Origin of the sequence: Halosimplex salinum (assembly GCF_003730195.1) — an archaeon.
GTDB lineage: Archaea > Halobacteriota > Halobacteria > Halobacteriales > Haloarculaceae > Halosimplex > Halosimplex salinum.
On record NZ_QWGG01000019.1, the window covers coordinates 13,519 to 34,086 of the forward strand.

14 protein-coding genes are annotated in these 20,568 nt (G+C 53.4%); 6 read left to right on the top strand and 8 right to left on the bottom strand.

Translation table 11 applies throughout. From position 1 onward, the window contains the following. Window positions 1–232 precede the first annotated feature (232 nt). The 4 genes from D1409_RS23940 to D1409_RS23955 form a co-directional block, all read right to left on the bottom strand. Window positions 233–583 (bottom strand): hypothetical protein, encoded by a 351-nt coding sequence (locus tag D1409_RS23940; RefSeq protein WP_123539475.1) that lies wholly within the window; start codon window positions 581–583, stop codon window positions 233–235. Window positions 584–634: 51 nt separating this feature from the next. After that, complete coding sequence (locus tag D1409_RS23945) at window positions 635–4,144, bottom strand: helicase-related protein (protein WP_123539476.1); 3,510 nt, start codon at window positions 4,142–4,144, stop codon at window positions 635–637. 6 nt (window positions 4,145–4,150) lie between these two features. Beyond that, window positions 4,151–7,765, bottom strand: coding sequence for an Eco57I restriction-modification methylase domain-containing protein (locus D1409_RS23950; protein WP_123539477.1), 3,615 nt, complete (start codon window positions 7,763–7,765; stop codon window positions 4,151–4,153). A 137-nt stretch (window positions 7,766–7,902) separates the two neighbouring features. Continuing rightward, on the bottom strand, window positions 7,903–8,442 hold the full coding sequence (locus D1409_RS23955) for a TATA-box-binding protein (protein WP_235853737.1): 540 nt from the start codon (window positions 8,440–8,442) through the stop codon (window positions 7,903–7,905). A 480-nt stretch (window positions 8,443–8,922) separates the two neighbouring features. Here D1409_RS23955 and D1409_RS23965 point away from each other — a divergent pair, with 480 nt between their 5' ends. From D1409_RS23965 to D1409_RS23975, 3 genes are all read left to right on the top strand, one after another. Then, entirely contained in the window at window positions 8,923–9,522 is a 600-nt protein-coding gene (locus D1409_RS23965) for a hypothetical protein (protein WP_123539478.1), read from the top strand. Window positions 9,523–9,524: 2 nt separating this feature from the next. After that, complete coding sequence (locus tag D1409_RS23970) at window positions 9,525–10,490, top strand: hypothetical protein (RefSeq protein WP_123539479.1); 966 nt, start codon at window positions 9,525–9,527, stop codon at window positions 10,488–10,490. A gap of 768 nt (window positions 10,491–11,258) precedes the next feature. Beyond that, window positions 11,259–12,008, top strand: coding sequence for a hypothetical protein (locus tag D1409_RS23975; protein ID WP_123539480.1), 750 nt, complete (start codon window positions 11,259–11,261; stop codon window positions 12,006–12,008). Between the two features lie 137 nt (window positions 12,009–12,145). On the opposite strand, the gene D1409_RS25065 is transcribed toward D1409_RS23975, so the two are convergent. Continuing rightward, entirely contained in the window at window positions 12,146–13,084 is a 939-nt protein-coding gene (locus D1409_RS25065) for a hypothetical protein (RefSeq protein WP_164471897.1), read from the bottom strand. Window positions 13,085–13,144: 60 nt separating this feature from the next. On the opposite strand from D1409_RS25065, the gene D1409_RS23980 reads away from it, so the two are divergent. Then, window positions 13,145–15,145 (top strand): PDDEXK family nuclease, encoded by a 2,001-nt coding sequence (locus D1409_RS23980; protein ID WP_123539481.1) that lies wholly within the window; start codon window positions 13,145–13,147, stop codon window positions 15,143–15,145. A 231-nt stretch (window positions 15,146–15,376) separates the two neighbouring features. Further along, window positions 15,377–16,000, top strand: coding sequence for a vWA domain-containing protein (locus tag D1409_RS23985; RefSeq protein WP_123539482.1), 624 nt, complete (start codon window positions 15,377–15,379; stop codon window positions 15,998–16,000). Window positions 16,001–16,060: 60 nt separating this feature from the next. Here D1409_RS23985 and D1409_RS23990 read toward each other — a convergent pair whose 3' ends face one another. Next, window positions 16,061–17,356: a hypothetical protein gene (locus tag D1409_RS23990; protein WP_123539483.1), complete on the bottom strand. Its 1,296-nt coding sequence runs from the start codon at window positions 17,354–17,356 to the stop codon at window positions 16,061–16,063. Window positions 17,357–17,531: 175 nt separating this feature from the next. Between D1409_RS23990 and D1409_RS23995 the strand changes: the two genes are divergently transcribed. Continuing rightward, the gene (locus D1409_RS23995; protein ID WP_123539484.1) at window positions 17,532–18,149 is read left to right on the top strand and encodes a hypothetical protein; all 618 of its coding nucleotides are present in this window, start codon (window positions 17,532–17,534) and stop codon (window positions 18,147–18,149) included. A 262-nt stretch (window positions 18,150–18,411) separates the two neighbouring features. On the opposite strand, the gene D1409_RS24000 is transcribed toward D1409_RS23995, so the two are convergent. Then, window positions 18,412–19,104, bottom strand: coding sequence for a hypothetical protein (locus D1409_RS24000; protein ID WP_123539485.1), 693 nt, complete (start codon window positions 19,102–19,104; stop codon window positions 18,412–18,414). A 39-nt stretch (window positions 19,105–19,143) separates the two neighbouring features. Then, entirely contained in the window at window positions 19,144–19,650 is a 507-nt protein-coding gene (locus D1409_RS24005; RefSeq protein ID WP_123539486.1) for a hypothetical protein, read from the bottom strand. Window positions 19,651–20,568: the final 918 nt, after the last annotated feature.

The following is a 20,568-nucleotide window of genomic DNA, read 5'->3' on the forward strand; positions in this document are numbered from 1 at the left end:
CCTTGTTGAGCAGTGAGTAACAGCGCTGTTTGGTGGTCGTGATATCCGTAAGTGATGAGCGATTCCGGTGCGGCCCGTGCTAAAGTCTACTAAAATGACTTTGCTGAAGCACCTCCATGAGTTGACCACATGTTCTAAGCAGGTCTACGAACTCGGTAGGAAGATAGGATCCCCTTTACATCAACGGTTGAGGGCTTCAACGGAGCAGCCAATCTAACCAAAATACTGTTTCCTACCCTCGTTCGGCTACAGACAAATACAGTGCGTAGTTATCCGTCAGTTCTCCCGTATCACGGTCTTCGGTTCGCTGAAGATTGATTTCTAATCGGGTTTCTTCCCCTTCGAACTGCAGGAGCGGTTTGAATAGACTTCCAACTGTCTCCACAAACTCCGGTGCGCCCGTGACGCGGATATCAGAAATCTCGGTTGCGTATTTACTCCCAGAGAAATCGTTGGGCTTTGCAACTACAGATTCTCGAATTTCCTGTTCAGTGGCTTCGTCGAGGCCATTTAACCATTCGGTTGCATGTCGTTTCACAACGTACCCAGAGTCCGTCGTGGGAAGTTGCTCTAACTGAGTCACACCACTGAATTGCACGTGATGGTATTTGAACTTCAGCGCCTACCGGACTACTTACTCCTGCCCCTTCAAGTACATCCCCGCGACGACGTGCGGAGGCTCTTCCTGTTCTTCCGCCCATTCCTGTCGCTCTTCGTATTTTTCTTGCAGATTGTACCGAGAGATGATCTCCCGGACAGCCGCCACCAGTTCTTCACCAGTGACTTCCTCGTTACGAAGATCTCTGAACTCATCGAGGATCTGATCTGCCGACACGGTCTCAACGATATCCTGGAACTGTGCCAGCGTCCGCTGTTGATCAGTGTTTTCTACAGACGACGCGACCTCCCCGAGTTCGTCAACCACATAATCACGGTCGATACTCGCACCTTGCCGAGCCTCTCGCTGGAACTGACGACGCTTACCCATGTCATCGCCGAACTCCGTCCGCGCCACCTGTACAGCCCGTTCGTAGCGACTGTCGAACGTCTCTGCGTCAACGGAGGCGACTGGCTCATCAACAGGACACGTGATAGTTTCGACGATGGTATCCTTCTCCTGTGAGGCTAGGTCTTGTCCCCCTTCGCTCGGGAACGTTACGAGGTACGGGGTCGTGTAGTCTCCTTGTCGATAGACAATGACGACGCCATCGTACTCTCGGTTCCACTCCATTGCGCTCCGAATCCCGTCACGATCATCCAACCAACTGAGGAGGTCCGGATGCTCTTGCTTTAGGTCCTGAAGGCTACTCGCAGGACCGATAAGATCGTCGCTTCCGATGATCTCGTTCACGTCGTCTTCGACCTTCTCAATGTCCTCTTCGGCGTAGATATCCTCCATGTACGACCGGTTCACGTTATCCTCGGGACTTAGGATCTCCCCGTCTTCACCGAGAACACTACTGATCTCTTGCACCCGAGACTCAACGCGGTCAACGATGCCGAGTTCCTCTTCGAGTTCCGTTTCCGGTAGGAAGTTGAGCGCGTAGATGTCGTCGTGGCCGCTCCCGAGTCGGTCAACCCGACCGATTCGCTGAATTAGACGGAGAGGATTCCAGTGCAGGTCGTAGTTGATGACTAAATTCGCATCCTGAAGATTGACCCCTTCCCCCGCCACGTCGGTTGCAAAGAGGACATCAATCTCGTCACTCGGGTCGATTTCATCCCGCGCATCATTCGCCTCTGGAGCGAAACGCTGGATGATCTTCTCCACATTCGAGGTATCACTCGTAGCGCTCGCAAACCGAACATCATCATCGAGCAACCCTCGATCTTGGAACTGTTCGAACGCAGCTTCCAGATACTTCACTGTGTCAGTAAACTGTGTGAATACGATGAGCTTCTCAGCTCGATCACCACGCTGAAGAATCTCATGTGACCCAATTCGGAGATTCCCGAGAAGCTGCCTGAGCTGTTCAGCCTTGTCATCCATTGCGTAGTCGTCCTGGATGTCCTGGTGGAACGGTTCCAACGTGGCTTGCAGATCAGCAAGGAGTTGGATATCAGTCTCAAGGTCGTGCTTCAATTCGTCAAGATGGAAGGCCTCCGTCTGGTACGCCGCGTACTCACCCTCCTCGACCATCTCGTCGATCTCATCCAGGATAGTGTCGATCTGCTCCCCACTATTGATGAGCTCGGAGACATCGCTCCCGACAGCGACAGTTCCTTCGTCAAGGAGATTCCGAAACATCCGGTAACTCCGAAGCATCCGATTGAGAGACGTGTAAAAGGCATGAACACTGCTTTCCAACCTTTTCAGCAAGTTGGACTTCATCAACCCACGAATGCTCCTCCCCATTGAGGAAAGGTTCTGATACGGGTCTTGATTCGCGTATCCCGTCTTAAGGTACTCTTCTTGACCCAGGGAATACCGAGCGAACGTGAGGTCCTCTAACGTCTCTACAATCGCATCGTACAGTGAATCATTGACGCCGTCCGCTGTCGAGTATGTCTCGTGCAGGTTGTAATCAACCGTCTGTAGGTGCCGATCCGGGAGGTACCGACGTTCCCCACCCATCTGAAGGTACACTTGACCATCCTCATCCTCCTTGCCGTATTGGTCGATGATGTCTTGGCGAGTCCGCCGCACCATCACGTGGCTCAGAAGGTTCGAGAGGTCAGTCTCATCGTTCTCAGCCATTTGCGTGAAGTCATAGAGGTTCGGCGGCGTAATCGGAATTTGCGTGAGATCCTCGATGTGGAACAGCTTGATCTGATTGTACACGTCCCAAGCGCTCTTCGTGTACGGCGTCGCAGTCAGGAGGATCGTCTGATTGACCGTCGGCAGGAATGACTGTAGATTATCGTACCGGTGCGTATCGTCATTCCGGAAGTGGTGGGCCTCGTCAACGAGACACACTGTCGTGTCGTCGTGCTCTTCCAGGAGAGTTTCGTGGAAATCCTCCTTCGAAACCATCCCCAGGCTGATCACCTCCGCGTTGAAGTTGTACCGCTTGTTGACCATCCGCTCCCACATCGGCTGGAGATGTTTCGGTGAGATGATCAGCATCTTTCCCTTGTTCCCACGGAGCCGATTCCGCGCATGGAAATGTTCGAGTAGACCGAGGCCGACGAACGTCTTCCCCATCCCGACGACGTCGGAAACCAGAACCCCGTCGTACTTGTTGGCGATTCTAATGCCGCGATTCACCGCCCACTGCTGGAACTCGTAGAGGTCCTCGTACACGTCGAACGACTGGAGGTAGTCCTCAGCAGTCTCCAACGTCTCCTTGTAGAGTTCGTAGAGAATCTTCGTATACACCAAGTACGGTGCCGGAAGACCAGTACCACTGCTGACCCCTCGGAGTGTTGCCGTCGTGTCATCTGGCAATGAGTCGCCCGGAAGTGCCGGTGGCTCGTCTTCCGTCGATACGTGGCCTGGATTGTTCGAGACCCAAGAGTCCTCGAACGCGTCCAGAAGATCGGCGTCGAATTCGACGGCGTCGTCCCACAGGTCATCGAACCAATCCTTGAGTTGGGTGACCTTCTCGTTGTAGACCGGAGCGTTGAGCTCCGTATTGCTGTGTAGACCACTGAGACTGAGATTTGACGAGCCGACGACGCCGACATCCTTTGGGGTGAAAATGTCTCCTTCGTCTTTCTCGAAGAGGTACGCCTTTGCGTGGAACCGTTCTTGAAGATACAACTTAGGCTGGATACGTCCCTGTTCCAGCCAGTCGATCAGCTTCGTGAAGAACGCCTGGTTTTCCGCAGTGGGATTCTCGTAGAGCAGCTGGTTTGAGTAGTTATTCGCAGTTTCGGCACGGATCTCTGTCCGCTCACTCCATTTGACGTTTTGCGACTGTTTGAATTTCGTCCCGGTGAGATTCAGATTCTGATGGGCCTCGATAAGCTCGTCAAGTCCCTGCTGATCAGGGTTCCCTAACAGAATCTGGAGCGTTCCTCCATTGTCCAGAAATTCATCTAACTCTGGACGGAGACGTTTGAGGCCACTCATGTAGAGATACCCGACAGCAATACGAACGCGGTCAACGTTTGGACTCTCCAGCCCTGTTTTCAGGACTTCATCTAACCGGTCATATTTCCGGTTATCGATGATACCAATCTCAGCGGAATCGTCACTCATGAGAGTTCACCGTTGCCTGTCCCGCTCTCGAACTTGTTTCGTTAGGCGTTCCACGCCGTCATAGACTTCCTCACGTTCGTCTTCCGATAGGCCAAGAATGTCGAACATCACGTCATCCAACTTTTGCCGAGCAGGATCGTCGAACTCCTCAAACACCGCTTCTGAGTCTCGCTCTTTCATTTCGTCGAAGGCATCGCGGAGACGACTCTCGTTGTCCTCACTGATCTCACTGGGATCGGGGATCAGGTATTTTGCCACCTCATACACCTTCGTATCGACAGACCGGCCACTACTTTCCCGCCCTGAGATCACCTTCACCATTGCGTAGTAAGTCGAATTAAGGATTGCCGCAAGAAGCTCTGAATCTGCCGTTGACTCCGGATCTGAAACAATCCCATACATCCGATTATCCAGATAGTGAGGTTGTTCTGAATAGTAGGCTACATGTTCCGTGTAGTGAGTCATCTGCCAGAATACCCTCGCCTGTTCAACCTCGTCCTCAAGTGAATACCAGGGGTTACGACTACTAAGGGTCGAACTGCTGGGGTATCCTTCCTCTTCCCCGTAATTGATGTAGTCCTGTAGTGCTGAATCTGAAGGGTTCTCCGGGATGAGAACCATTCTGGTATCCAAATCGTCTTGCTTGATGAGTGGCCGGTTTAGAGGCCGAGGACTCTTTACTGTCGGATGGAGGTACTCATCAGGGATTCCAAATTCCTGAACAAGTTCATCACTAGGATAGAAGAACGAGTTCTTTCCGGTAGTAACCCCGCGGAAGACTTCAGCAACCGAATCCAAAGTAACGAATTGGTCCTGGTTCTGGTTTAGAATCTCGAAGTAGATGTCGGGAGCTTGCAGGAACTGGCTCCATTTCGCGTCACCCGAGTATGATCCGGCTGGTCGTGCAGCCGCCCCACTATCATTGTACGATTCGATACCTGCTTGTAGCCCCTCAACACCGGTCTGTTCTGAGAACACGCGCTCAGTGCCATCCCCATTTGCCTCTTCAACTGCACCACCACCTAGTCGCCAAAGGGACGCCTCAGGGAGCGTAACTCGCCGTCCGCTTTCCACAGGGGTGTATCTGAGGGTCTCACCACGGTAGTCAATAGTTGAAGTGTCCGTGTCTCCATTAGCGAAAACCTGCTCCATTACGTCGGTTCGGACGATGTTTTCGTAATAATCGTTGAACGTCACGAAGCCGGCCTCTCCGCTGAGAGTTTCGCTAGCAGTCCGTTCGGCCATCGTAATGACGGTATTCACGTCAGCTTCGTCGAAAATTGGTCCAGCTCGGTTGTCAAGCAGACACTTGAGGTTTCCAAACCTGAGCAAGCCTTCTTGAAGTTTTTGACCATAGTTCACGTCCAGCCAAGAATTGGACGTAATATAGGTGAGAGTACCACCGTTACGCAATAAATCGAGACCCTTAAAGAAGAAGTAGACGTAGATGTCACTTCGTTTGTAGGGATTCAACTCAAAAGTATCCTGTACGTAGGCACTGAGGTCGTTCTTGTACTGCTTTTTGAGATCCTTGAATTTGGTGTCGTCCATCGCATCCAACCGCTCTGGATGAATCCCTTGGTCGATGATATCTTCCTGGCGAACGTATGGAGGATTCCCAATGACGACGTCAAACCCGCCTTCAACCATCACGTCTGAGAAGTCGATATCCCACATGAAGAATCCAGCAGCGCCAGCTTCATCGATTGCGTCACGTACGTTCTTGAGTTCTTCAATACGGTCCTCGGTATCCTCGTCAGTCTGATCGTCCATTGTATCCCCAGTGAGAGTTCCCTGAACTCGATCACTGGAGAGGTTGTCAATCAGGCCGTCAATATGTGTACGGAGTAACTCAACCTGCTTTTCTTCAATCTCTTCCGACCGATCTGCCTCACCTTCGAAGTGCTCTCTTTTCAGCTCCTTCAGTTCGGTGAGTAAACCACCCGTATCTCCATCATATGTGCGAGTCAGGGTGTCCAACGACACAAACTCTCCGTCCAATTTCTGAATGAGGCTGTCGCCGACTTTGAGTTTGAAAGAGAAATTCGGGAGAACAGGACGCTGGTCGGGGATTTGCTCTTCCCCTTCAACGAGTGATAGCCAAAGCCGGAATTCTGCTACACGGACGGCCCAATCCTTGACATCGACACCATACAGGTTTTCGTTGATTATCTGCTCTTTGAGGTGGTAATCCGGGGTCGTGTCCAGTTTTCGGTACAGTTCGGTGAGAACCTGTTTCATTCCCACTAGGAATGCACCGCTACCACAAGCGGGGTCAACGATACGGAGCTCATGAAGAATCTCCTCTAGCTGCTCTGTTTCACCCGTATCTTCCGTGTCCCAATCCTGCGGCTCGCTGAAGATGAACTCGACAATCCGCTGTTTCCCTTTAGCATCGAGTCCGTTGGCGTGGTCGCAGAACTGCTCGTACAGAGACATTCGGCACATTAGGTCAACCTCAACACGCGGTGTGTAGAAGATACCAGCCTCACCGCGTTCCTGCTCGGCAATCAAGGACTCGTAGATCTTCCCGAGCATTGCCGGATCGACGGCGACGTCGATGTCGTAGGGGCTCTCCTCGGTGACCGTGAAGTTGTACTGTTCGAGGAACTCTTCGATCACCGACTTAAGCGCTGAGTCAGACAGGAACGTGTCACGTCCGTCCTCCTCTGTCGGCTGGAAGAGCCCACCGTTCATATACGGGAGTCCAGCAATGACGGACTCGATCTCGGAAGGGAGATCAGCATCGATCTCTCCACCTTCTGGGCTATTCATACCGTCGAAGAACAGTGCCGAGAGCCACTTCTCGTGGAACACGTCCTCTTCGTCGGACAGCTCGTACTGCTGGTGGAACCAGCGGACGAAGTCCTTTCGCTCACCGATCCAGCCCTTCTTCTGGAGGTAGTAGAAGAACATCAACCGGTTGAGCGTGGTGTGCGCATACCGGTCGGCGTCCTCAATCTCCAGGCCTTTCCGGCGGAGTTCCTTACTGAGCGTATCAAAGGCGCTCTTGTAGTTTTCGTAGAAATCCTCGGTAACGGGCTTGACTCGGAACGCCTCGTCGATACGTTCTGCCAGCCGCCCCTTGCTGGCATCCATACTTGACAGCGCGTTAGCGACGGTGCGGTGGGTCTCGCCTTCACCGAGCGTGTACCTGCGCAGCACTGGGCGACCAGTCGTGATGTCGTCGGTGCCTTCCTCGTAGGGAGTGACGAGGTGCCAGACGTCCTCGTCTGGCGCGTGGAATACAGTCAGGAAGGAACCATCGATGGCCCAGCCACTCGTTCTGTCCGACCGAGTGAGGCTCTGGATAGCGTTCCGCTCGGCTGTCCGGGTCAGCTTCTCCAACTCAACGTAGATTACGCGGAAGTTCCCCGACTCGGCGAAGAGCCGAGCGACGTTCGCCCGGGCCGTGTTCGGCCACTCGTGAACAGGAATATCTTGCCACGTAGCGTCCCCGAGGGGAGACGTCGTCTCATTGAAGTTAAGGACCTGAACGAAGAGATCCTGGAAGAACTGAGTCGCTGCCTCTCCGGTAGAGCGGTAATCACGCTCGAATTCATCCAGAGAGAGATCCTCATCAAGTCGGCGTCGAATTTCCTGGGTTTGATCGTCAGTCATGGATATCGAATTTGATGGAAACGTTTGATTGGACGACGTAAATGGACATACAGCACCTTGCTCTTGCACCCAACTTAAATGTTGATTTGGATCCGGGTTCTTGATATTCCCGCTACAGTGAGGTGGACTCGTCTGATTTAGGTGAACTGCATCAAATCGTCCTTCAAATCAGCGAAGATTTTCTCTGCCGCCTCAATATTCCGACAGCCGGTGATCACAATTCGACCAGTAGCGAAGAGAAGTACGACCCCATCCTCTTCAGGAGGGCGGTAAATGAGACCCGGAAATTGCTCGGGTTCGTACTCCGTCTGTTCGAGCCCTAATCCGATAGCGAGTGCATTTAGATTTAGAGTCCGGTCAAGGTCTTCCGTACAGACATAGTTTTGAACAGAGAACCACTCATCAGTCGCGTTTTCGATGGCTCCGATATTGGATAGGAAGGTCAGAAAACGCTCTCGGAGGTGAAAGAGTTCTTCCTTCGAGGTTGGCCCGGTGATAATGTACTTCCCAGTTCTGTATAGGGTGATTAGCGGTGTGTCTTCCTCGAATCGAAGATACATCCCTGGGTACTTCCCGGGATCGTATCTTGCTTGGGGCTGACCGATTTCTTCAGAAAGTGTCTCAAGATCAAGTTCAGCATTGAGTGAGCCAGATCCAACCATGTTTACGACTTCCACTGTCGGTCACCCCGCAGAGAGTTCAGTAGAATAGTTAGATCATTCATTTTCGGAGGCACTCAATTCCCACAACTTAGCGTTCCCAACTTTTCGAGAAGTGAGTCTCTCCTCTGCATCCATTTCAGTAAGTTTCGCATGAGCAGTCCTATACGCACAACCGACTTCGTCGGCTACTTCTTGAGTACCAGCTGAGCCCCCTAGTGATTCTAAGGCAGATAGAAAGTCCTCTGGAGTGTACCGCTCAGTGTATTTCCCCGTCTGCTCATCTCGGTCCTTGGGCATTACTTCGTCCATTGCACCTACCTGTAGAAGGGGTTTAATCTCTTGCACCCAATGCATCCTAATGCAATGGCAGCACTTTTACCAATGCAGGCTAATGCATTGGATAGGGAAGCCCGGCCCAATGGGAAGTTCAGTGTAGAGGATACCCGCGTGGTGGAGCACGCGGGCGGGGCTTCCTGATAATCCAAGGTAACCCCAATGGAAGACTCAACTCCAGACCGACAAGAAGGCACGGATTGGAAGATTATTGAAGGAATAATTCAGCTAGAAAAAATCGCGCTCGGGGAAGGGGCCGCGGTTTGTGAAGGCTGCGGTAATAAACTGCGGGAAGGCACACCGGTTGTCGTGTTCGCCTTCCGGCCGGTTGAGCAACTGGCTTTCGAGATCGGGCACGTGAAATGTACTGAGTGTCGGCATGAGCCGACGGAGTATTTCACGCTCGGTGTGCGTGAGCTTGTCTTGGATGGCCGGATCGGTACGTGTACTGATCCTGCGACTCAGTCGTCATGGCCTGTCTTGCTGGCCCCGCAGCCGCGTGCGGTGAGTCCGGCGGATGCGACGACGGTACAGCCGCTGCCGGGCGTGGCGTGGTTCCGCCGTCCGATTGCGCGTAGCGACACGTTCGTTACTGCGGATTGCGAATCGACACGCAAACCCTGGCAGCGGCCGGTGGTGCGGGCTGACGGCTTGGCCCGGGATGGTGCGTCTGAACCGGATGCTGGTTCGATGAGTGATGACGTGACTGAAAGGACTGCCCCACATGCTGCTGATGGTGGTTGTCAGGGAGGTGCTCGGTGACGATGCATGGGGAGCAGGACACCCGGGCCTTCGATGCTTCGCACCTCGACATCGATTTCGACCTTCCGCGTCCTGTCGATGAGATGGCGTTCCCGGACCTGTATGTCGGGCTGGATATCGACCTGCTGGCACCAGGCGATGGGATCGTTACGGATCGACACCATGCGTCGGCGGATCGGTACGAGGCGGATGATCCGCAGAATCAGATTGCGGGCCAGATTTCGCCGTTCACGTTGTCGAGCTGGCTGCGGCATGGCTGTGAGCGGGTGGTGCAGGCGGCGGGCGCGACGGTCTGCCATCCGGGCGAGGCGAACGCGGATTACATGCTCGAAGACGTGTACGACCGCGATCTTGATGCCGGGTATCACGAGAAAGGCAGTTGTGTTGATGGCGATGGCGACGCGGGCTGTGTTGTCCACGACTTGTTCGGTGGGTTCGGTGATCGGGCGGGCCGCGTGATTCGCCGGCCGATTCGGTTCTCGCCGATTCGACGGCAGGTGGATGTGACGAAGGGTGAGGCGGAAGCTCACTACCGGCAACTCAACACGCAGGTGCGGTCGCGGAATGCTGAGGATGAGGGGCAACCGCTTCGGCAGGCGACGCGAGATGTAGTCGGCAATCTCGTCGGAACTTGGCGACTCACGCTCCGCGAACTGAAGCCCGAATACGTGGGGCTGCTCGTTGAGGCGATCGATTACTTGGATGCGCATAGCGATGAATATGCGATGCAGCTTGGCGGTGCGCGGAACTTCGGTGCCGGGATTGTCGATGCTGAGGTGGTGAACCCGTTGTACTCGGACGCTGAGCTGCGGCGCGTGTATAATCGCGCGCAGGACGCGACGAGCGGGATGGACACGAAAGACGATGTTTGGCGTGACCAGTGTCGTGAGGCGTTCGTGCTGGCGTTGCAGGCGCGGACGGCTGCGCGTGATGGTGATGTGCCGGTGCCTGGAGGTGAGTCGGCGTGACGGGGTCTGACGGGGCTGACGATGGTGGTGTCGATGACGATGTGGATGCGGATGAGGATCTTGATGAGCTTCACCCGGTGTCGTCGTCGCTGCGGACGGCTCAAGAGCAGGAGGGTGGGACAGATCGAGTAGTGGAGGCTGGAGATGGGCAGGCGGAGTCGAAGGGGTCGGGTGGTGATGGCTCGGGGTTGGATGAATTAGCTCCAGTGTCGTCGGCGGTTCGGACGGCGCAGAGCCCATCCGATGTTGATGCTGCGGGTGATGACAGTGATGCGGGTGCGTCGGATGAGGAGAGTGGTGGCGGTTTCGGGGGTGGGAGGTGATGCCGGTGGGCTGGGGGTGCGATGGTGGCTGGTGTGACTGTCGTAGCAGAGAGGCGGTGCTCGTGGTGGGGCACCGCTCACGCCAGGCTGTGGCTGCTCGTGTGGCAGGCTGTGGTGGACCTGCCGCTGCGAGTGGCAGTGAGAGTGACCGTGGGTGCGGTGAGCGAGGACAGCCGTCGGGATGCGTGGTGGTGTCCCGACGTCGTTGCCCGACCGGTCACTGCGTCGGGGCGAGTGAATCTGCGTGGCCGCTTCAACGGGTGCGCGTTCGATCGGGTGCTGCGTGGCGAGTTTGGAGAACACTTGAAACGGGGTGTGTGGGGGTGCAGTGGTGTCCTGAGTGTGGTGGTTGTCACCGTGTGCGTGGTGGCACTACGTTTGCGAAGAACCTGGAGTGGAAACGGAGGGGTGTGTGGATGACTATCGTCCAGCAGGTGAGACACGTATGAGTGGATTCGAGATCTGGGGAGATGTTGACCGGTACCGGTCTGCAGGTGAGGAGTCGGACGAGCATTTGTGGGGCAAAGTAGAATTAGACCGGCGACAGGAAGATAAACGGAAGCCGTGGTTCGAAGGTGAATACCAGTTCGAGAAGAAGGTTGCTGACCGGGTCCCGGATTGTTTCGTACGCGGTGAAGGGCTGAATCGGTGGATCGAGTTCGTTGCTGGGTCCGATCAGCCGTATCGGGCGAAGACGCGGGAAGCGTTACGCTTGGGGTTCGTGGTGCATTGGGTGTTCCATACCGATCATCGTGAGCAGATGCGTGACGCACGTGAGGCGCTCGAACCGGAATTAGAGGGGCCGTTCCGGTTCGGTGAGTACGATCCGTTGAACGGTCTGTTAACGGTAGGTGATCCGGTAACGTTCAAGAATTATGAGTTTCGGGTGGAGTCGATGCGGGAGTTCGAGCCGCGGTCGTTCCTCGGGTATCGGCGCGGTGCGGCGCATATTGCCCGGCGAGAGAATTCGTATGATCTTGGGATGTTTGACCTGGCTGGGTGTCAACGCCGGATTTTCACCGACTACCCGCAGGGGAAGTACTTCCGCGCCGTTGCACCTGGACAAGCGTTCGACACGGCAACGTTCGGATTTCCCACGGAAGACGGGCTTGAACGCCTTGTTGACGACGAACAGGTCACGCGACTCGGACCCGTCCGACGGCGAGACGCTGAGGAGTGGACAGTGTCTCGGTAGAACACGCCACTCTCTCCGGTGTGGAACGCTTTTGTTCAAATCTTCAATGACTGCTCGCCATGGGGAGAAGTGAAAGCGTTGCCACCTTGTCAAATGAGAAACAACCGAACACGTTTCTACGATGTTAGAATTGGATATCAGGGCTTGTGTCCTTGTTTTTCAACTTTCTCTGTTGGATATGATAGGAGGCCCGATTTGCAATCGGAACAAATCTCATACTGGCTCTGCCGAGCTTGCTGAACCTCTTGGAATATGAGATCGGCATGAAGTGGTTCGATAACTCGTCCGCAGGATGTGTCGAGAGTCACCCCCGGGATTCGAAGGTCACTCGAAACATCCTCCATCGTTTCTTTTTTGATATGGTGCCAGGTTTCTCCCTCAACGACGATACCAGCACCATCTAATTCGAGACTGTTACTGATTGGAGCGGCTGGAATCCGATCGATGATTTCCGTCCGGCCTGGATCTACATCTGAGGCGAGTGAGGATTCTGGGTGAATATCGTATGTATTCACGACGTATCCGTCAGTGACCTGTTCAAATTCGAGGAATTTGACGACGGTCGTCGATGGGTTCTCTTTACGTCCAAGGTACTCCCTTTGATTGATGTCGTAGAGATGTACTGCATTGTCAGGAAACGCTGTCGTTACAGCTGCGAAACGACCATTTGGTGAGATAGTAATTGGCCCGGCATTGCTTTCAAATTCTTCCTCAAGAACGAGTTTCCCGGTTGGATCAAAACCGATGAACTTCGTTGCGTCACGCCCAATTGCTACGACAGAACCATCATTAGCTGGTATCGCTTTATCAACAGGAATCGTTTCAGTTACTGAGACGACCTTTTCATCCTTGATTAGACAGATCCCTGTAGGTTCATGCACACCATCGATTGTAGTCGATTCTCGGGTTGCGAATGCTGTTCGATAATGCCCATCTTCAGACGTATAGGAACGAAGACTACGCGTATCTTCAGGGAAGAAATCAGGGTACTCTTCTTGATCAAACAAAGCCCAGTTATCCTCGTATACAAGTTCTTCATCCGCAACTAATTCAATATGATCCGGGTGATGACGCATAGTCTATTCAGGTAGACACCGGTAGATACATCTTCTCCATCCATTATCATAGTTATAATTGTGGCTGCATTTCTTGAACCGCTTCTCCAAGAGCAACTATGGTATTGGTTGGAGACAGAGAAGGGCATGACTGTTGATGGTGAGGTTAAACTTAGCACTGGCCGGATAGATCTCGCCGCTGAGACTCCAGATGGAAAGTACATCGGTATCGAAGTGAAACGTGGAAGCGGGTTGGAATTCGGTTCCGAACTATACGAACAGGTTCACCGATATATCGAAAGCGGAGTTTTTGACGAGCTCTACTTTGCGTCAAGATCTGTGGACCCACTTATTAATGAGCTTGAAAACAATCAAAGTCCTAATGTTTCAACTCTAAATCAAGCAAGCAAACAGATCAGAGCTGCTGTTGGATCCAGTTCCACCACGATCAAGGACGCGAAATCCCGCATTCAAGAGGAAGTTCCTGAACGGTTATTGAATAGCACTAAGCCAGGTCAGATGGGAAGCGTGAAATCCTACGTTTATGATAAACTTGAACGAGACGTAGGAGATGAGTCAACAGAAGCGACAATTAGTGAGGGGATCCGGTATCTTCGGCGCGCTGAGTGCCCCACGGAAATTGGAGTTATTCACGTCCCACTAAATTTGCATGAAGTGCTTCAGGATCTTGAGCGCGTTCACGAACCCAAAAGGGCATATGAACCGATCGTTCGACGAGATGCTGAGCAATTAGATCGAACAGACACCCCTGATTTCGAACGTCGTGAAGAACCCTGGATACGCCACAACGTGTGGAAGAAGTACGGCGGGCTTCCAGAGGGCTATCTTCCAAACGTACGATCATCCGATCAATCATATCGGCCGATTGACCTCATGAGTTTCTCTGGGGGGTATGATCCAACCGAAATCTTAGATTCAGGGGAAGGGAAAGTGATCGGAGTTGAGGCGAAAGGCGAGTCCTCGTTTGACAAGGAGCGCCTCTCAAGGCAATTATCCGAGTTCTTGACCACGAAATCGCTTACGCATTTGTATCTCGCTGTCCCCACCACACTCAGGACGAAGGCAGCTCAGATGCTGGATAATCATGAGGATGGGGAAAATATTGGGCTTATTACGGTTGATGAGAGGGGAGATTTGACAACTATTCGTGATGCGCCTCATTTGGACTTCCGACACGATGGATATATGAGCCGATACAGTCCCCAAAAAATAGGTTATGGGGATGTTGCGATAGCCGATGGACGAGAAGTCATTTCTCCCTTCCTTACCACAGAAGAGAAGGAGCGTATCGAATACAGTGATGCGACCGAACGTGCCCTCGATCTTCTCAAGGATAACTCCAAATTGGCGAATAATGACGGGTGGATTGAAAATGAGAAACCTACTGATCTGTATCCCACGGAGGACACGTTCAACAAAGAGGGGACTGCACGCGCATATCTCTTGAAAGGAATGTCAGCAGCCCCATATTACGCAGGTGACCAGCCTGCTGGGTCAACAGTCTCCCCGAAAGAGGGATATGTGAGATTGAGTCTCACGGAATACGAGGTGGATGATGAGTTTGCGCTGAAGCTTCATTTCGGACAAGGTAGTTGGGAAGGTGGATACATCAGTATTGTCGGCGATCAAGTCCAGACACTAATTGATATACTTGCGTCATTCGAAACAATTCAAGGCGGATCGGTTCCTGGCCAGGGTAAATACATTGATTTGGAATCGTTCCCATTCGACCGGGATCAGAATGAACCCCATAGAGTATCTGGAGGGTCAGGAGATGTTGAACCTCTTCTCCTTAACATCGAAATTTTACAGAACGAGCAAGATACTGCTGCCCGAGTACAGTTAGGTGACGAGGAGGAGCAGGGAGTTGATGTTGTGATGACTAAAATACAGCTCTTTGATCTACTGGCGTCAATAGCAATTCTTAGAGAGGGTAATCGGCGGAAGCTCCCCGGTGAATACCGGTCCTACCCTCGGATCGGTCCTTCTGGCGAAAATACTTGGGATATTGGGAGAGATATTGAACAGCGAACAAATCCGGATCCCCCAGAAGAGTGGTGATATCTGCTCTATCTAATAGCGGTGTTGGCCTAGCGGGTCGAAATGTGTACTATTCTACGATGCGGACGAGGTCGATACGGTGACAAAAGAAGAACGCCTCAAAATGAATGGGGGAGGGTATCGAGAGGCTCTCCAAAATGGAACGCGAGCGACTGAGTGACCAGCGCAGGCGACCGGAGCCAGAGTCGGCTATGCACGGGGGTATTTACGTGTCTCGACACTAACTGAAGTGTGGACACTCACGTGACCTTCGTCCTCGACTCTTCAGGTTCGATGCAGTCTATCGAGGACGACACACGTGGTGGATTCAATTCGTTTTTGACTGATCAGCGGGCGGAGGAGGGGCAGGCAACCGTTACACTCGTCGATTTTGACACGACAGTGGATATCACGTACCGTGGTCGTGACATCGAGGAAGCCCCAGAACTTACTGACGCAGCGTACACGCCGAGCGGACAAACCGCGCTACACGACGCGATCGTCACAGCGATCGAACAGGCGGATACACAGTTCGATAAGAGGGACACCCCACCTGAGAACGTAGTTATTGTCGTGTTGACTGACGGGAAGGAGAACGCGTCAGAGACACCGAAAGCGACGGTACGGAAGATGGTTGAGGCACGGCAAGAAGACGGGTGGGAGTTCCTGTTTATTGGCGCGAATCAAGACGCTGCGCTGACAGCCGGCGAAATCGGCGTGGATAAAGACCGGACACTCAATATGGATGCCAGTAGTGAAGGCACGCAGGCCGCCTACGATTCGGCGTCCCAACGCATCAGTAACGCACGTGCAGAAGGGACAACTGACGGGTTCACTGATGAGGATCGTTCCCGGCAGAAAAACGCTGATCAGTAATTCGCTCGGTGCCTGAGACGACCATATCGTGTCGCATATAAATCCATTTTTGCGGGTTGTTCAGGCCGGTGTGCCTGCGCTGGGTTTCGCTGGGAATTCATCCAGTAATGCAACTGCGTGTGTTAATTCGTGTTCTGATTGTGGGTAGATGGGTAACGGGGCTTCTGTTTCTGGTGCGACTGGGACTTGGACTTGTTCGCTGTGGTCGAAGATTCCGAATCCGAAGAGTCGGAGTTGCTCTGATTCATCTGGCTGGGTCTGGGTGATGAATTTGAAGTCTGTTACTTGCTCGCCGTCACCGTAGCAGTCCCTGTAGGTCTGCGCAGTGTGGGCTACACGAGAGCCTTGTTGAGCACCGAGGGGTTGTTCGCCGTCACTGCCATTCGTTAAGCGGTCGTGGACGTGCTGGTACCACTGGTCGCAAATCGAGCCGTCACCGTACTCCACGTCGGAATTTGGCGAGGAGAGTACGTGTTCGATATGGTTTTGCAGGAGACGGAGCGCTTCGTATTGTTCCGTGAGTTCTGAGCGTGGCGGCAGGTCAATGGGGAAGTCTGCTAGGCGCTCTGCAGGAAGGATGACTCCGTTTTCGACGTCGTGTCTGTTGGTTAATTCGAATGAGGAGAGTGCTGCGAAGCCGGCGGAGCCAACACCAAGCCCCCACACGTCACGAAGTTCGTCTCGGAGGTCGTCGTCGATTGACTCTGGTAGGTCAGTCGGGATTGTGTAGGTTGTTTGCTCTGCGGACGGGACTTCGATGTAGATGTGAGTGCCGGTGGATCCGTGTACGACTCGGTGTTGCCGGTGCTGGGATTCGCCATTGAATGTTGCAGTGTCTCGGAGCCACTGGTACTGCAGGTAAGCACACAGGGCGACGGCCAAGAGACGCTCTCCGTCGTGGAACATTTCGTTGTACTCGTGGATCGTCTCGTAGCTGTACCCGGCAGCGGTTGCGATTGCTTCAACGAGCGGTTCGAGGAGGACAGGGGCGTTCCCGGTAAGCCCGAGTACCCATTTGGCTGCATCGCCGTCGAATAGTTGGTTAACGCCGTGTGTCTCGATGAGTTGGAGTGCGACTTGGACGCGGCTTTCAATCGACAGTTCGTCAGTCGCCCAGTCGATATTGGTTATGTCTCCGATTGTGGGGTCGGTGGGTTCCGCTCCTTTGGTGGACAGATGATCGAGGTCGTGGAGGAGGTAAAAGAGCTGATCGGGGAAGAACTCGTCAAGGGCTCTACCGCTGCTTTTTACGATCTCAGCACCTCTGTCTGTGACTTGGAACGTGTTGACCGGGTTGTTGTCACCGGCTGCGTGGATGAAGTAGCCGTCGTCTTTCCGACGTTTCAGCGTAGGCACGAGTAGTGGTCGTCACCACTGTGGGAATAAACCATAGGTGCCGTATTGCTGAGAGGCTTCTCCGGGCAAGTTCTATGTCGTGGGCTTACGATGTGGTCTGTATGTCTCTGCCGGTATTTGATGTTGGCTGGCCAGAAATGGATCGCTGGTGAAACATATTTCGCCTTAGATTAGTATGTTCGACAAAATAACGAATCTGTTCCAGTCTGGGGCAGATGTTCCGGACTTGATCGTTGGACTCGGGTTAGAGGAGTGGTACCTGAACCTTTCCGATGAGCAGCGTCAGAAACTCTACGAGTACAGCACGTTCTTCGGGACTGGCGGGGAAATTAATCTGCTTGATCAGGGCGTACAGGAGACCTCGCAGTCGGCAAAGGAGTACTTGAAAGGCGTTGGCGGGACTGCAGCGAGTGAGAAAGACTACGCGTTCGCAGAGACGGTCTTGCTCGAAGCGTTAGAGCGAGATGATGGGTCGGCCACGAGTACACACTTCGCGTATAACGAGCTAATTGACGTGTACTACAAGCAGCGTGACGACCGCGACGATGCGATCGAGAAGTGTATTGAGTACTGTAAAAAAGACATTGAGATCGCTGAGGAGTTTGTGGCTGAGTTCGGCGAGGTGCCGCGAATCCCGGCGTTCAAGCGTCTCGCTATCATTTACGAGCGGCAAGACCGGTACGAGGAGACAGTTGCCGTGTGCGATCAAGCACTCGATATCGGGACGCCGGATGGGACGAAAGGCGGATTTGAGGGACGGAAAGAACGCCTCCACAAGAAGATGAACGATTAATCGAACCAGTCATCAAGAACTTCCCGTCCAGTAGTGGGTGTGGAAAGGTGACTGGCGATACGCCTATCTGATTGTAAGTACCCACGGACATCGAGCTGATGGATACGCACCATATCTCCTACTCGCCAGAACGAGTCGTTCGGGTCTGTCGGGAGTGCCACCGGAGTATCCACCAGGAGCCGGGCTACTACGACGGTTTCGAATCGGAGACCACAGCGGGAGCGCCAGTCTCGGGTCTCATGAGTTATTCGGGATAAATCGCTTATTCCCGGCTTCGTGCTTCCTCAAAGGAATATGACGAGAAAATCACATTTGAGTCGTCTATAGAATACTGGAAGAGGCGTTGGAAGTCCCGTGTATCGTCTTCTGATAACGTGGAGGTCAACTCCCCGTCGAAGCGCACCCAGTGGAAATCTTCTAGTCCATAGTCGTCTTCTCGGGATGCCATTTCGTGCCCAAACATACCGATAACGTACTTTTGCTTCTGACCCGGTTCGAGGAATTCTGTGGTGCCTCGCCAGTCCCCCGCGCCACCTTCGTAGACTTTCATCTCTTCTGGCAACTCATCGTATGAGAGGTTATCATCGAGAATCAGATCACTTGCTTCCGTGTCTGAGGTAGGTGCAAGCGAGATTCGGATTGTGGCCTCTATGGGTACTTGTCCGGTATTCTCAAAGACAAGCCATCCACCCCCATCTTCTAACGATTCGTGGTGGATTGAGAGTTGAGGACGCCTCATGAACTTGACCTCCTCCCGCATGTACTTCGTCTGTTGTTGGCTGGAGTAGGCCGTTATCGCAGTGATGAGCGCTAGGAAGAGTGTCCCGAATGCCACAGCCTCCTGTGCAGTGTACAGATTGGTATGGTGGTAGACTATGACCGACGCGAGAAAGAGTAGTACCGCTCCGATTACGGGCCACCCCTTGTACTCGAATAACCCGTTCAATCTTCTCACACTCAAGAGGTATTGTGGATCCGATATACTATTTCCCACTCAGGCTCGATACCCAATTACAGCGATATCCTCGACGTGCAGAACACTCCGCATGAACTCCAGTGTAGTAATCGAGTGCTGAAACAGGTTGCCGTACTCAGGGTGTTCAGCAGGAACAATCAAGCAACCAAACTCGATTACATCCCGGCCACCGTCTCGGGTCTTCCCACCTCTAATGAACTTCAGGATATCATCGCTAATCCGCTTGCGCTGAGCCTTCTCGACCTCGACCGCAATCCGTTTCTCTGGATGGTACAGGTCGACACTGTGGTTGAACTCGGGATGCCAGAGCATGGTCTTGGGGTTGCGGCCGGATTTGGCATCCCATTCGTACTCATACTCTGGTAACGACTCAGCAACCAGACCGTCAAAATCCTCATTAAGAGTGCTCTCCGGGACCTGTTCCAGACTTGAGATTATCTTCTGGTACTCATCACCGGGGAACCGTCGAGAACTCTTCTGAGACCGAATCTCACTCAACCGCTTCTCTTTCACGACCTCGACCATGCGTTGTCGCATAATTGAACGGCTCAAGGATAAGAGTACGACTCTAATGGGGGTTCTCGATGCTATCGGGTAGTATTGGCGCGTTGGCCGGGCTCTGTGGAGTGATAGTATTCGCTTGTGGTGGCGTAAGCTCGGGGACCAGGCCCTCCCTGCGTTTCAGTTGGGATCGATGAGCGCTCCTCAGCTGCCAGCCCATCCACGGCGTTGGAAGCGTTGATAGTTGCTGCGAGTGCGCTCGTGGCGGCTTGTAAGCAGGTTGTTTTACCCGACGAATGAGGCCATCTATGGATTACGAAGAATTCGTTGTATGTTGCGGCGAAGTATTGGAAGTGTTGCGTCGAATGGGCGAGTCGAAATCCAGCGGGAGACGCAGTGTATCGGGGGCTCTTCGGACGTGTTGCTGAGAGCACGAGGGTTTATCCCTGCGTGCTAGTTTCGCCCGTTCACCATGCTATTCGAAAGAGAACAAGTTCAGAAACGAGAACAGGGCCACCCCATCAACGTGATTGTAGTCGTCGGGGTGGGAACATGAACGCTGCTACAAGATACGTGGAGGCATCGGAGACAGGGTCGCCACTGCACGCGTATGTTTCAGATCATGGGCAAGGCGTGTCGCAAAGCGAACTCGAACATCCGAAGATTGCTGGTCGGTCGATAACTCTCTCAAACGACGTGGATACTAACGACCAGGATCTCATCGCGGCTGGGATTCGAGCGACTGACCCGGCCGAAAAGTCGTGTTTCGCTAATGCGCTTCAACTGTGGGAGTACGATAATCGATTTACGTACGTCGTATGTGTTTAGCCCGGGCTGATTTCGTCACTGTCTCGTAGGAGGCGTTCAATGGGGGCCGTATGCACTGGCAGCAGAGTTCCGGTGCGGCTCTGAGGGATGGGCTCCATGGCGGAGCCCATCCCG

Excerpts from the sequence above, each read along its gene's own strand:
- D1409_RS23995 (WP_123539484.1), top strand. The coding sequence starts at position 17,532 with ATGTTCGACAAAATAACGAATCTGTTCCAGTCTGGGGCAGATGTTCCG.
- D1409_RS23950 (WP_123539477.1), bottom strand. The coding sequence starts at position 7,765 with ATGACTGACGATCAAACCCAGGAAATTCGACGCCGACTTGATGAGGAT.
- D1409_RS23975 (WP_123539480.1), top strand. The coding sequence starts at position 11,259 with ATGAGTGGATTCGAGATCTGGGGAGATGTTGACCGGTACCGGTCTGCA.
- D1409_RS23965 (WP_123539478.1), top strand. The coding sequence starts at position 8,923 with ATGGAAGACTCAACTCCAGACCGACAAGAAGGCACGGATTGGAAGATT.
- D1409_RS23970 (WP_123539479.1), top strand. The coding sequence starts at position 9,525 with ATGCATGGGGAGCAGGACACCCGGGCCTTCGATGCTTCGCACCTCGAC.
- D1409_RS24005 (WP_123539486.1), bottom strand. The coding sequence starts at position 19,650 with ATGGTCGAGGTCGTGAAAGAGAAGCGGTTGAGTGAGATTCGGTCTCAG.
- D1409_RS23945 (WP_123539476.1), bottom strand. The coding sequence starts at position 4,144 with ATGAGTGACGATTCCGCTGAGATTGGTATCATCGATAACCGGAAATAT.
- D1409_RS25065 (WP_164471897.1), bottom strand. The coding sequence starts at position 13,084 with ATGCGTCATCACCCGGATCATATTGAATTAGTTGCGGATGAAGAACTT.